General features: G+C 69.2%; 10 protein-coding genes and 1 pseudogene. 9 read left to right on the top strand and 2 right to left on the bottom strand.

Features of this window, described 5'->3' with window-relative positions; translation table 11 throughout:
- Positions 1–9 precede the first annotated feature (9 nt).
- Genes JGU66_08630 through JGU66_08615 form a run of 4 tightly spaced genes read left to right on the top strand, consistent with a single transcriptional unit; the run spans position 10 to position 3,350 of the window.
- Positions 10–186, top strand: coding sequence for a hypothetical protein (locus JGU66_08630; protein MBJ6760827.1), 177 nt, complete (start codon positions 10–12; stop codon positions 184–186).
- 26 nt (positions 187–212) lie between these two features.
- Complete coding sequence (locus JGU66_08625) at positions 213–620, top strand: response regulator (GenBank protein MBJ6760826.1); 408 nt, start codon at positions 213–215, stop codon at positions 618–620.
- Positions 617–2,113 (top strand): chain-length determining protein, encoded by a 1,497-nt coding sequence (locus JGU66_08620; protein MBJ6760825.1) that lies wholly within the window; start codon positions 617–619, stop codon positions 2,111–2,113. Before JGU66_08625 ends, JGU66_08620 begins: the two co-directional genes overlap by 4 nt.
- Before the next feature lie 25 nt (positions 2,114–2,138).
- Positions 2,139–3,350, top strand: coding sequence for a glycosyltransferase (locus JGU66_08615; protein MBJ6760824.1), 1,212 nt, complete (start codon positions 2,139–2,141; stop codon positions 3,348–3,350).
- 866 nt (positions 3,351–4,216) lie between these two features.
- On the opposite strand, the pseudogene JGU66_08610 reads toward JGU66_08615, so the two are convergent.
- Both JGU66_08610 and JGU66_08605 read right to left on the bottom strand, forming a co-directional pair.
- Positions 4,217–5,107 (bottom strand): annotated as a pseudogene (locus JGU66_08610) (hypothetical protein).
- Positions 5,108–5,174: 67 nt separating this feature from the next.
- Positions 5,175–6,485, bottom strand: coding sequence for a glycosyltransferase (locus JGU66_08605; GenBank protein ID MBJ6760823.1), 1,311 nt, complete (start codon positions 6,483–6,485; stop codon positions 5,175–5,177).
- A 211-nt stretch (positions 6,486–6,696) separates the two neighbouring features.
- Here JGU66_08605 and JGU66_08600 point away from each other — a divergent pair, with 211 nt between their 5' ends.
- The 5 genes from JGU66_08600 to JGU66_08580 all read left to right on the top strand — a co-directional run bounded on the left by JGU66_08600 (position 6,697) and on the right by JGU66_08580 (position 12,492).
- Positions 6,697–7,497 (top strand): hypothetical protein, encoded by an 801-nt coding sequence (locus JGU66_08600; GenBank protein MBJ6760822.1) that lies wholly within the window; start codon positions 6,697–6,699, stop codon positions 7,495–7,497.
- 132 nt (positions 7,498–7,629) lie between these two features.
- On the top strand, positions 7,630–8,523 hold the full coding sequence (locus tag JGU66_08595) for a hypothetical protein (GenBank protein ID MBJ6760821.1): 894 nt from the start codon (positions 7,630–7,632) through the stop codon (positions 8,521–8,523).
- Positions 8,524–8,604: 81 nt separating this feature from the next.
- A complete protein-coding gene (locus tag JGU66_08590) occupies positions 8,605–9,543 on the top strand; it encodes a bifunctional helix-turn-helix transcriptional regulator/GNAT family N-acetyltransferase (GenBank protein MBJ6760820.1) in 939 nt (312 codons plus the stop codon).
- 59 nt (positions 9,544–9,602) lie between these two features.
- Positions 9,603–11,039 carry a hypothetical protein gene (locus tag JGU66_08585; GenBank protein MBJ6760819.1) on the top strand — a complete coding sequence of 479 codons (1,437 nt, stop codon included), beginning with the start codon at positions 9,603–9,605 and terminating at the stop codon, positions 11,037–11,039.
- Between the two features lie 121 nt (positions 11,040–11,160).
- The gene (locus tag JGU66_08580; protein MBJ6760818.1) at positions 11,161–12,492 is read left to right on the top strand and encodes a DUF1254 domain-containing protein; all 1,332 of its coding nucleotides are present in this window, start codon (positions 11,161–11,163) and stop codon (positions 12,490–12,492) included.
- Positions 12,493–12,504 lie beyond the last annotated feature (12 nt).

Raw genomic sequence — 12,504 nt, 5'->3', positions numbered from 1 at the left:
GGCCCGCACATGGCGAAGCTCATCCTCCTGTCCGTCCTCATCTTCACCATTGCGTTGCCGGGCACGGCCGCGAGAGACCCCAACCCGATGCGCGGATTGAAGAAGGCCATCCTCTGGGTCGCTCTCTTCAACGCGGCCTATGCGTATGGCGTCCTCGTGCTCGTGCCTCGGTTCGGGTTCGGCTGAAAAAGAAGGGAAAGGCGTTTCCACGGATGGAGCCCCAACTGCGCACCGTCCTCCTGGTGGAGGACTCCCCGATGTTCCGGAAGATGCTGGCCGACCTCTTGCGCGACCACCTTGGCGTCGCGGAGGTGGTGGAGGTGTCGAGCGGCCAGGCCGCCATCAAGCACCTGCAGAGCAGCGCGCGGCCGGACCTCGTGTGCCTGGACCTCACGCTGCCGGACGTGTCCGGCTATGACGTGTGTGAGCACATCCGCCGCTCGCCCGCGGTGGCGGACGTGCCGGTGCTGATGGTCAGCGCGCGCAACCTCCCCGAGGACAAGGCGCACGCCGAGGAGGCCGGCGCCACCGGCTACCTGGGCAAGCCCTTCACCACGGAGGAGTTCGCCAAGCGCGTGCAGCAGGCGCTCAAGGCCCCGGCGCGCCGGAGGAATCCATGACGTCACCCGCGGCCGAGCCTCGGCCGCCCCCGCCACCCCGGCGCGCCCCCCCGCCTCCGTACATGCCGGAGCGCGAGGAGACGAACGCGCCCGCGGACCTCATCGACTGGGGCTTCCTCCTGGACTCGGTGGGGTTCGTGAAGAACGCGGTGCTGCGGCACTGGTTCCTCGGGCTCGTCATCATCGTGGCGATGGGCGGACTGGGCTCTGTCGCGGGCAAGCTGATGCCGCGCAAGTACCACGTGGAGACGCGGCTGCTCACCTACCGCAACCTCATCATCGCGGCGCTGGTGAACCCGGGCCGCTCCATCCCCGTGGAGGCGGATCAACCCACCCGCGCCGCGTGGGAGATGGTGCTCAGCCGCGACAACCTCAAGGCCATCATCCAGCAGGCCAAGCTGGTGGAGTACCGCGAGCTGATGCGCTCGCCCATCAGCCACCTGAAGGAGAAGCTGCTGAAGAAGAAGCCGCCGGTGCTCGCGCCGGAGGACGAGCAGGACGCGCTCATCGCGCAGCTCGAGCAGGGCCTCACCGTCATGGCCGAGGGTGGCACGGGCACCGTCACCATCGGCGTGGACTGGAGCGACCCGCAGCTCGCGATGAACATCGTGGAGGCGGCGCAGAAGAACTTCCTGGAGGCGCGCCACGACGCGGAGGTCTCCGCCATCAGCGAGTCCGTCCGCGTCCTGGAGGGACAGGTCGCGCGCGAGAAGGAGAACATCAAGAAGGCCATCGCCGAGCTGGAAGCGGCGGTGAAGCAGGCCGAGCTGCGCCGCAAGAAGGCGGACTCGGATCCGGTGAAGGCGCGCGCCCGCGAGCTGCTCCTCCAGGCGGACCACAACCTGGCCCAGCTCAAGTTCATGGTGCAGTCCAAGCGGCGCGCCATCGCGGACGTCGAGGAGCTGCGCGCCCGGAGGCTCGCCGAGCTGCGCGCCCAGCTCACCGAGCAGCGCACGGTGTTCAGCCCGCAGCACCCGGTCATCACCGACCTGGAGCAGAAGATCGCGGCCATGCAGGCGGACTCGCCGCAGCTCGCGTCGATGCGCGCCGAGGAGCAGGCGCTCATCCAGGAGTACCTGCGCATGGGCGGGCATGACGTGGACTCGCCGACGGACCAATCCATGGCGCCCATGGCGGGCGCGCTGTTGGGCACGCCGGATGATCCGCAGGTGGCGGTGGCCACGGACACGATGCGGGTGATGGTGTCGCGCCACACGGAGAAGCTGCGCCGGCTGGATTTGGCGCAGACGGAGCTGGAGATTTCCAAGGCGTCCTTCAAGCACCGGTACACGGTGCTGACGCCGGCGTTGTTCCCGGAGAAGCCCACCAAGCCCAACACGAAGCTCATCGCGATTGGGGGCGTGGTGGGGGGCGTGGCGCTGGCCGTCTTCGCGGCGGTGGCGCTGGACATCCTGCGGCGGCGCATCCTGGAGCGCTGGCAGGTGGAGCGAATCCTGAAGTTGCCGGTGCTGGCGGACCTGGAGCGGCGCTGACGGCGCGCGCGGGGGAGAGCAATCCGTGACGGTCTGGACCTGGGTGGACGTGGCGCTGTGCGTGGGCCTCTTGCCGGTGGCGGCGGGCTGTGGGTACCTGCTGCTGTTGACGGTGTTGTCCGGGCGCAGGCCCGCGCCCGTGCCGCCCGCGCCCCCGGTGCGGCGGTTCGACATCGTCATCCCCGCGCACAACGAGGAGCTGGGCATCGCGCGCACGGTGGCGAACCTGTCCTCGGTGGACTACCCGCCGCTCTTGCGGCGCATCCTGGTGGTCGCGGACAACTGCTCGGACGCCACGGCGCAGAAGGCCCGCGAGGCGGGCGCCACCGTGCTGGAGCGTCAGGACACGGAGAAGCGCGGCAAGGGCTACGCGCTGGCGCACGCCTTCGAGCGCAGCCAGCGCGACGGCGTGGCGGACGCGGTGGTGGTGGTGGACGCGGACACGGTGGTGACGCCCAACCTGCTGCACGCCTTCTCGCGGCGCCTGGAGGACGGCGCGCACGCGGTGCAGGCGCACTACGGCGTGATGAACCCCACCGCGTCGTGGCGCACGCGGCTGATGACCATCGCGCTGGGCATGTTCCACCGCGTGCGCTCGCAGGGCCGTGAGCGGATGGGCGTGTCCTGCGGCCTGCGCGGCAACGGCATGTGCTTCACGCACGCGGTGCTCAAGCAGGTGCCGCACGATGCCTTCAGCGTGGTGGAGGACCTGGAGTACGGCATCCGCCTGGGCCGCGCGGGCCACCGCGTGCACTACGCCTGGGAGGCCGAGGTGCTGGGCGAGATGGTCTCCGCGGAGAAGCAGAGCCGCTCGCAGCGCCAGCGCTGGGAGGGTGGTCGCAAGCAGATGCGCAAGCTGCACGGCTGGCCGCTGCTGAACGACTCGCTCCAGCAGGGCAGCCGGCTGTTGTTCGACCTGGCCATGGACGTGCTCGTGCCGCCGCTGAGCCAGTTGGTGTTGGCGATGGTGGGCGGCGCGGTGCTCGCGGCCGGGCTGGTGTGGCTGTCTGGCGGCACCGCGGTGGCGGCGTCGGGCGTGGCCGCGTTCGGCCTGTTCTCGCTGACGGCCTACGTGCTGCGCGGCTGGTGGGTGTCCGGCGTGGGGCCGCGCGGGCTGTTGGACCTGGCCTGGGCGCCCGTCTACGTGGTGTGGAAGGTGGGCCTCATGCTGCGCGGCGCCGGCGCGGAGAAGCGCGGCGAGTGGGTGCGCACCACCCGCGAAGCCGAGCGCCGGTAGCGCCTCGCCTCGAGAAGCATCACGCCCTCGGGACGGGAGAGTCAGTCACATCGCGGCGCTCGTGCCTCGAGGCTCTTTCCTACAGCCAGAGCGACGTCCCAAGCCCCTGCACGACTCAAGGCGCGGCACGCCCACCGATCTCCGGGAACCGTTCATAGGCTCGCAGAAGCGCGTCCCAGTGCGCGGGGTCATCCAGGTCGAGCGGCGTGGACGTAAGCTGTACGACCCACCCGCCCGTCTCCGTGCGCCGCGCCCGTGAAAGCAGCTCAGCGTCACGGGTCAGGTCCGGGAACCCAATGGCCCGCGCGGCGGCAGCCGACCAGTAGTTCAGCCACCCAAGGAAATAGGGGACCTCGGGTGCGCGAATCGCTGCGAGGAGCTTGAGCGCAGGCAGCCCCCGACGTGGGGACGGCGGCCCTTCCCTTGTGGGGGCTGTCTGATACGCGATGTCCAGCGCAGCGGCATCCGGCGTCGCATGTCCCCAGAACGCGCGAGCACCCTCCCCTGCGGACTCCAATAGCTCCCCCGCTGCCGCGATAACGGCTTCATCGAGCGGCAACTCCGCAGAGACGTCGAGCAGCGCCTGCCCCCCCGGGCCGAGGCGTCCCGCCCCCCCCGTCCCGAGACCGTCACGGGGTAGTTCTCGTCGCCATTGCACAGGAGCGGGAGCTTCCCGCGTGAGGCGGCCTCAACGAGCCACGCGTCGCGCTGCGGTAGCTCGATGGGACGCCCTCCTTTGCCCACCTCCCAATTCAGGCGCAAGCCGGGCAGCGCTCGTTCCATTCCCCGGACGACCGCGACGGTACGGCCGTCATGGGCCACGAGCGCTGGCGCGTAGACGGTCAGATCGAGGCGTTGCGGAGTGCTCATCGGGTGCATCCCGTGACAACGATGGTGAGGAACCGATTCGCTCGCAGCAATGCATCTTTGTGCGATTGGGTGCTCACTCCGATCGCATAGCCATGTCCGCATGCTGCCGCCGCGTCTTGCTCCAGTTCTATTTGCTCCAGTTCCTTCGCATTCTGCTGTCTCCGGATGAAGTCCTTGTACGCGCCGAACTGATGGGCCTTGATCTCCCACAGCACGGGTACGCCGACCTGCAACGCATCGAAGCGCACGCCGCCCACGAGCACGTCCATTCCGGGATAGCGATTCGGAGGGAATCTGTCGGCGCACCTGTCATGCGCGGGGGCTCCACCCGCATGCGGCACTGGAACAGGCTCGCAACCAGAGTGCCCCGTCCGGTCCACGGGCAGAGGCGACACGGGGGCTGCCAGTCCTGCCCCTCGGGCTCGGACTTCGGCGTGCGTTGCCCCTTCGCGTCCCGGGATGCCTCCTTGGCGCCTCGCGAGGACCCTGCTGCCTCGGGATAGGCGTGGCGGAGTTCATCTGCATCCAGCGCTTCTTGAATGGCGACGCCGACCACCACCACGCCCAACACGACCACCGCGCCCACGACCCTCTCAGGAGCCGCAAGCACGCAGAATCCGAAGCCCCACGGCAGCGGCGTCAGCGGAGGCGACCGCGCACCTCCCCGTGGTGTCGTGGAACTCGACCCGGTCCTGCTCCAGGGCTCGATACCAAGGCAGGGACGCTTCGCGGACAACGCACCGGCCCTCGTCGGCCCGAGGCAACTTCGCCGCCCGCTCAAGATTGCTGGGTCTCTGGCTCCGAGGACCCCGCACGTGGGGAGGTGGTGTCGGCGTCGCGCAGGCCGCAAGGAGCAGCAAGAGTCCAATGCATGCGCGGGAACGCATGAGCACGACCCGTCCTCCAGGGAAGGGGGCGATGAGTGACGAAGCCGAGCGTCGGTAGCGCCTCGCCTCAGTCCGCCAGCGGCATGCCGAAGTCCGGCTGGCCGCGCTCACCCATGACCCAGCGGTAGACCTCGCGCACCTGCTCCGCCTTCGCCTTCCAGGTGAAGTGCTTGAGGATGCGCGCCCGCGCGCGCTCGCCCATGGGGCCGATGACGGACGGATCCGCCGCCAGCTTCGTCAGCACCTCGCGCACGCGCAGGACGATCTCCTCCGGCGTGCCCATGGGGATGGCGAAGCCCGTGTCCGGGCTCACGATTTCGCCCGGCCCGCCGTAGTCCATCACGATGGGCACCAGGCCCAGCGCCATGGCCTCGGCCACCACCGCGCCGCCGAACTCACGCACGCTGGGGAAGCCGAAGATGTGGTTCTTCGCCAGCCGCCCCTGCAGCTCCTGGTGCTTCACCCAGCCCGCGAACGTCACGCCGGACTCCAACCCCTCACGCGCCACCTGCGCGCGCAGGTTGGGCATCTCCGCGCCGTCGCCGATGAACTCCACCTGCACCTTGCCCTCGCGCACCAGCGGCGCCGCCGCGTCGATGAGCATGGCCATGCCCTTGTACGGCACGAAGCGCCCCACGAACGCCACGCGCAGCGGCAACCCCGCGGGCGCCTCCGCCTTCGCCGTGCCGAAGCGCCGCACGTCGATGGCGTTCTCCGGCACGTACACCGTCTTCGATTGGAACTCGGGCGCCACCTGTCCGCGCGTCGCCCGCGAGCCGGTGATGATGGCCGCCGCGTTCTCTCGCGTGGAGCGGTAGAAGGGCATCAGCTTGTACGCGTCCCGCACGTAGCTCAGCCACTCCTTCTCCCGTCGCCGCGCTCCACCAAAGCCCTTGGGCCACGGCAGTCCGCCGTTGAGCGGGCCCATGATGAAGGGCACGCCCGCCTTCTGGCAGCGCGCCGCCAGGGTGCTCGGCGTGGTGGGGCTGATGGGCGTGTAGCGGTGGACCACGTCGAACTCGCGCGCCTGGATGCGAGCCCCGAAGCGCCGCCACAGCAGCTCCTCGAAGAAGTAGTACGGCAGCACGCTCAGCGCCGTCGCGGTGGTCCACCCCACCCCGGCCTGTCCGCGCAGCAGCCCGCCCACCTTGTCCAGCGGACGCTCCACCGGCGTGGAGTCCAGCGCGGTGAAGTCGCGGCCCTCCACCAGCCCCTGCTTGAGGATGTTCTCGCGGTTGCGCACCTGGGTGACCAGGTGCACGTCCGCCACGTCCGTCAGCGCGTGGAACAGGGACCACCCTTCGAGGGGAACACTCACCCAGTCGGGGTTGCACAGCTCGGCAATCAGGAGGACACGGGGACGAGCGCCAGCAGCCATAGGGACCGCCAGTCCTATCTCAACCCGCAGCCCGGCAATAGCCTCCGTCCACGCCAAGGTCGGATCCTCGGCCTCCGCGCGTGGGGTGAGGAATGACCAGGGTCCACCCCTGGACACGACGGCCCGCGGTGACTTGCCTCGTGGTTGTCTTTGTCTCCACGACACAGAGGACCCACCACGTCACGCCCGCGTGCCGAGCGGTTCGGGCAGGATGCCGGCCATGCTCCTGACCTCCATGTTGACGCTGATGATCGCCGCGGCTCCCGCTCCCACGCGAACGTGGAAGGTGTCGGGCACGGACGTGACGTTCGAGATGTCCGCCCAGGACCTCCGCGGCCTGCGCGGCGGCAAGGAGGTGTTTGGCTTGAAGTCGCGCGAGGCCGCCTTCCGCGCCCGCTTCCAGCCCCAGCCCGGCGAGGACCTGTCCAACTGGGAAGGCGCCGAGTCCTTCGCCGTGCTCTCCGTGGTGGGCCCCTGGGTCAGCTCCGAGCACAACGTGGCGGGCTACACCGGCGGCGCGCATCCTTACGAGCGCACCACCTACGTCACCGAGGACGTCACGAAGGGCAAGGACGCCTTCTCCCTGCTCACCGTGTTCCCCGAGAAGGACGTGGTCGCGGCGCTCCAGGCGGATCCGTTCGTGCGCAAGCACATCGGAGACGCCGCCGCGTTCAAGCAGGCGAAGAGCGTGGAAGCGCTCCTCCAAGCCCTGGTGCCCGGTGAGGACTGCGTGGGCTTCGCGTATGGACTCGACCCGGTGAAGCGCGCCGTGGCGTTCCATCACCTTGAAGGAGACAAGGTCGCCGTGCGCATCGCGTTTGGCTATGACAATGAATCGTGTCGTGGAAACAAGTTCGTGGTGGGCCTGCTGCTCCCCATCCCCGCGTCCCTGCGGCCCGCGCTCGACCGTGCCGCGAAGCGGGAAGAGGGATTCTTGATGAAGGACGCGAAGGCCGTGCGCGCGCCGACTGTCCATTTCACCTGGGAGCCTCCCCAGAACGCGAAGCACTGAGGCGCCCCCGCGAAAGCCTCACAGCCCAGGGCGACACAGACACAGTCTGCTCCCGCGCCTTGTAACACCAGACGCGACGCAGGCATGTTTTCCCCGCATCGGGCGATTCCTCGCCTGTGCGGGAGAAACTCCGTGAAACATCGTGTGATGATGTGCCTTGCGCTCGCGCTGGGTGGCGCGAGCCTGTTCGCGTGCGGCTCCGACGAGCCCCCTCCCGAGAACGCGCAGCCCACCGGCGACTGCGCGGACGCGGGCACCCAGCCCGAACCAGATGGCGGAGTCGACGCGGGCCCCACGTCCGTCGCGGTCACGGGCGTCGTCGCGGTGACGGACTCGGACGCACTGGGCCCCCGGGGGACAGCCTTCTTTGGCCGCGCGGACGACGAGGGCTTCGACTTCATCGGAGGAATTCCCAATGGCCTCTGCCACGCGCAGGGACACATCTTGTCCCTGGCACCGCGCGGCTCCTCCAACACGAAGGTCGGCGTCTCCATCGGCAGCCAGGTCCGATTGGAGAGCGCGCAAGGCGTGCGCTACGCCCTCGCCAAGACGCTGGACAGCGGGAGCGCCATGCCCGTGTCGTATGGCTTCTCGGACACGCACCGATTGGGCGCGGGCACCTACACCGTGTCGTGGGACGGCGACTTCTCGGAGCCGGCGTTCTCAGGCCCCCTGCTGGAGCTTCCCGAGGCCCCCGTTCCGGGCAGCGCCACCCTGGCGCTCTCCAGCGGGAAGCCCACCGAGGTGTCGTGGAGCGGTCCCACGGGGGACATGGTGCTGCTCGAGTTCCGCGTCGCCAGTGGAACCAACGTCATCACCTGCGCCGTGCGCGACACCGGCTCCTTCATCATCACCCCCGGGATGAACGCCGCGCTGAACTACCAGGACCAGCTCATCCTCTCTCGCGTGAAGGTGCGTCAGCAGCCCTACGCCACCGGTCAGGACCTCTTCCATCACGCCTACCGCTACGACGTCGTGGGCGTGGGCATCCGCAGCGCCGCGCCCATCCCCATCACCTGGAAGTAGCGCAACGCCACTCCGATATTTGACGGAGTCAATCATCTACACTGCCCGCTCCGGTCCCATCCATTCATCCCGGAGCGAGCCATGTCGGTCGAGTCTCGGCGGTCCCTGGAGCAGCGTGTCGCGGCCATCCGGCGCTTCAATCGCTTCTACACCCAGCGCATCGGCGTGCTGCGTGAAGGGCTGCTCGACAGTCCCTTCACGCTCACCGAGGTGCGCGTGCTGTACGAACTGGCCCACCGCGAGCAACCCACGGCCTCCGAGCTGGGCCAGGCTCTGGACCTGGATGCGGGCTATCTCAGCCGCATCCTCCGCGCCTTCGCGAAGCAGCAGCTCATCACGAAGCAGCCCTCCCCCCGCGATGGGCGACAGGTCCTCCTGTCCCTCACGCGCGCGGGAAAGAAGGTCCTCGCGCCGCTCGACGCGCGCTCCCGCCGAGAGGTCGCGGCCCTGCTGAAGCCGTTGGCGCCTCGCGAACAGGGCCACGTCGTCGAGGCGATGCGGACCCTCGAGCGGCTCCTCGGCGCGCCCGCGGAGGCCCCGCGTCCGTATCGCCTGCGCGCGCACCGCCCCGGAGACATGGGCTGGGTGGTGCACCGTCACGGCGCGCTCTATGCGCAGGAGTACGGCTGGGATGAGCGCTTCGAGGCGCTCGTCGCCCGCGTCGTGGCCGACTTCATCCAGCACTTCGACGCGAAGCGCGAGCGCTGCTGGATGGCGGAGCTGGACGGCGAGCCCGTGGGCTCCATCTTCCTGGTGAGGAAGTCGGACACCGTGGCCAAGCTGCGCCTGCTGCTCGTGGAGCCCCGCGCTCGGGGCCTGGGCATTGGCGCGCGACTGGTGGAGGAGAGCCTCCGCTTCGCGCGACAGGCGCGCTACCGAAAGGTCGTGCTGTGGACCAGCAGCGCCCTGCACGCCGCGCGGCGCCTCTATGAACACGCCGGCTTCCAGTTGATCCACGAGGCCCCGCAGCCCCTCTTCGGCCCGGGCCAGCGAGAACAAACCTGGGAGCTGAAGCTCTGACCTCTCACTTTATGATTTAATGGAATTCCACCTTGTTCCAGTTTTACTGGAGGAATTCCATGCAGGCGTCGTGGCGATCGACTGTCGTGGTAGCGGTGTTGTCGGCGGGGCTCGCGGGCGCGGCGCCCGCCGCGGACTCGGCGGCGCCTCAAGAGAACGGGGCCGAGCGTGGCGCAGGGAAGGCGCGCTGGACGGAGACCCTGTCCGCGGGCGACGCCCCAGGCGAGTTCGTGCACTCGCGAAGCGGCCTGCGCTACGAGCCCAGCGCGGTCATGCGCCGTCCCGAAGGAGTGAGCCGCCTCACGGGCCTGACGACCTTCCCGGCCCGCACGCTGGAGCAGCCGGTGGACACGTTCCGGCCCGTGGTGACGGCCACGGCGGCGCCGGGCACGAGCGTCGAGGTGGACGTGCGCGTGCGCGCTCCGAGCGGGGCCTGGAGTGAGTGGCGCACCGCCGCGCCGGGCGAGGCCGTGCACCTGCCCGCGTCGGGCACGGAGGTGCAGGTGCGGTTGGCGCTGGTGGCGGACGAGCACGGCCGCGGCCCCGAGGTGCAGTCCCTGGAAGTGGAGGGCTGGCAGGAGGGCGTCGCATCCCGCGAGGCGCTGCAGACGCTCGTCCCGCTGACCTACCGCATCTATGCCACGCGCGAGGGATTGGTCGGCTCGCAGACGGCGAACGGCCACATCATCAAGAGCTACGACCGCTTCGTCGCGCTGCCCTCGCGGCGAGGGCTCGCGTCCAACGGGGGCTCCGAGTACCAGGTGCGCGTCTGCTACGCGAAGACCTCCAAGTGCGCCACGGCCTCCGTCTGGGACATCGGCCCGTGGAACACCACGGACGACTACTGGAACCCGTCGAGTATCCGCCAGTCGTGGAAGTCGCTGCCGCAGGGCAAGCCCGAGGCGCAGGCCGCGTACCAGGACAACTTCAACGGCGGGCTGGATGAGTTCGGCCGCCGCCCGGCGAACCCGGCGGGCATCGACCTGGCGGACGGCACGTTCTGGACCGACCTGGGGATGACCGACAACGACTGGGTGGACGTCACGTACCTGTGGACGACCAGCTCGAGCGGCGCGCTCGTCATCGACAACAACAACGCGAACAACGACACCACGAAGGGCTACATCGAGACCGCGGGCACCAGCTGGGTGACCTCCGTCAACGTGTCTGGCTATTACGGCAACAACTACCTCGTCTCGCCCACCCAGTCGGTGTCCGAGCCCATCACGTTCTGGTTCTACCTGCCCGCCGCGGCGACCAAGACGGTGGACGCGTGGTGGACCGCGGCGACCGACCGCGCCACCGCCGCGCCGTTCATCGTCTGGAGCGCCAATGGCACACAGCTCGCCAACGTGAAGGTGAACCAGCAACTCAATGGCGCGAAGTGGAACACGCTCGGCACGTGGAGCTTCGCGGCGGGCTGGAACAAGGTGCAGCTCAGCCGCTGGACCACCGCGGGCGCCTACGTCGTCGCGGACGCCATCCAGGTCCGCTGACACCAGACGGGACGCCGAGCCCCGCGTCCTACGCCTCCCCTCGAATGTTGCCTGCCGGATGGCAGCGCCTCAGGTTGCCTCTGACGCATGCACGGCAGGCCCTGACAGGGGAGGCACCCTCATGCTGGAGCAGTCCACCGCGGAGCTGACACCCCAGGAGGCACACGACCTCGCGCGCGAGGCGTATGTCTTTGGCCTCCCCTTCGTGGAGAACTACAAGCTGTTGGCCCAGGGCTTCCTGCCCCGCTCGCCCATGGCGAGGCCCGCCGATGTCTTCCTCCACTTCTCGCGACGCTTCACACCGAAGGACCGCGACGTCGTCTCGCCCAACAACGACACGCTCTACTCGGAGGCCAACCTGGACCTCCGAGGCGAGCCCGTCCTCCTCGAGACGCCAGACCTGGGCCAGCGCTACTTCTGCATCCAGCTGGTCGACCTCACGACGAACAACCTGCCGTACATCGGCACGCGCGCGACCGGGAACGACGCGAGGCGCTTCCTCATCGCCGGGCCGGAGTGGGATGGCGCCGTGCCTCCGAAGCTGCGGGACGCGCGCGTCATCCGCTCGGACTCGCGCTTCGTGCTGGCGCTGCTGCGCATCGGCGTCACCGGCCCTGACGATGTGGCCGCGGCCACCGCGCTCCAGCCCCAGTTCCGCGCCGAGCCGCTGCACGCCGTCATGGGAGGCGATGCGCCCGCGCTGCCAGACATCGACTGGCCGCCGTACTTCGAGGACAAGCAGGACGACGGCTTCAAGGCCTTCGAGTACGTGAACTTCATGATGCAGTGGCACCGCTTCTCGGAGCGGGAGCTGCCGCTCCTGCGGCGCCTCGCGCGCATCGGCGTGCGGCCGGGCCGAGCCCACTTCGATGAAGGGGCATTGTCTCCGGACGTGCGCGCCGCGATGCTCGACGGCATCCGCGAGGCGCGCGCGATGCTCCGCCAGCCGCCCGCGACCCCACACGGCTGGGAGATGCCAGACCCCAAGGTGGGTGACTTCGGAGAGGACTACGCGCTGCGAGCACGCGTCGCGTGGAACTACCTCTACGCGAACTCCCCCGCCGAGGCCATCTACCCCATCGCGCACCGAGACAGCGCGGACCGTCTGCTTGATGGAGGCCAGCGGCGCTACGTGCTGCGCTTCCCGGACAACGCCCTGCCACCCGCGCGCTTCTTCTGGTCGCTCACGGCCTACGACGCGCAGACGCACATGCTGGTGGACAATCCCATCCAGCGTTACTCGCTAGGAGGCCACTCGCGAGACCTGGTGAAGTCCTCGGATGGCTCGCTCTCGCTGTTCCTCCAGCACGCGAGCCCCGAGCCCTCGCGGCGCGCGAACTGGCTGCCCGTCCCGGATGGACCGTTCTACGTCCTCTTGCGCATCTACGGTCCATCCGAGGCGGCCCTCCAAGGCCAGTACGCTCCGCCTGCCATCGAGGCCTTCAACGACTGACGGCTCGCGCGA

Source organism: Myxococcaceae bacterium JPH2, from assembly GCA_016458225.1.
Classification (GTDB): Bacteria; Myxococcota; Myxococcia; order Myxococcales; family Myxococcaceae; genus Citreicoccus.
This window is presented reverse-complemented; position numbering and strand designations above follow the sequence as displayed.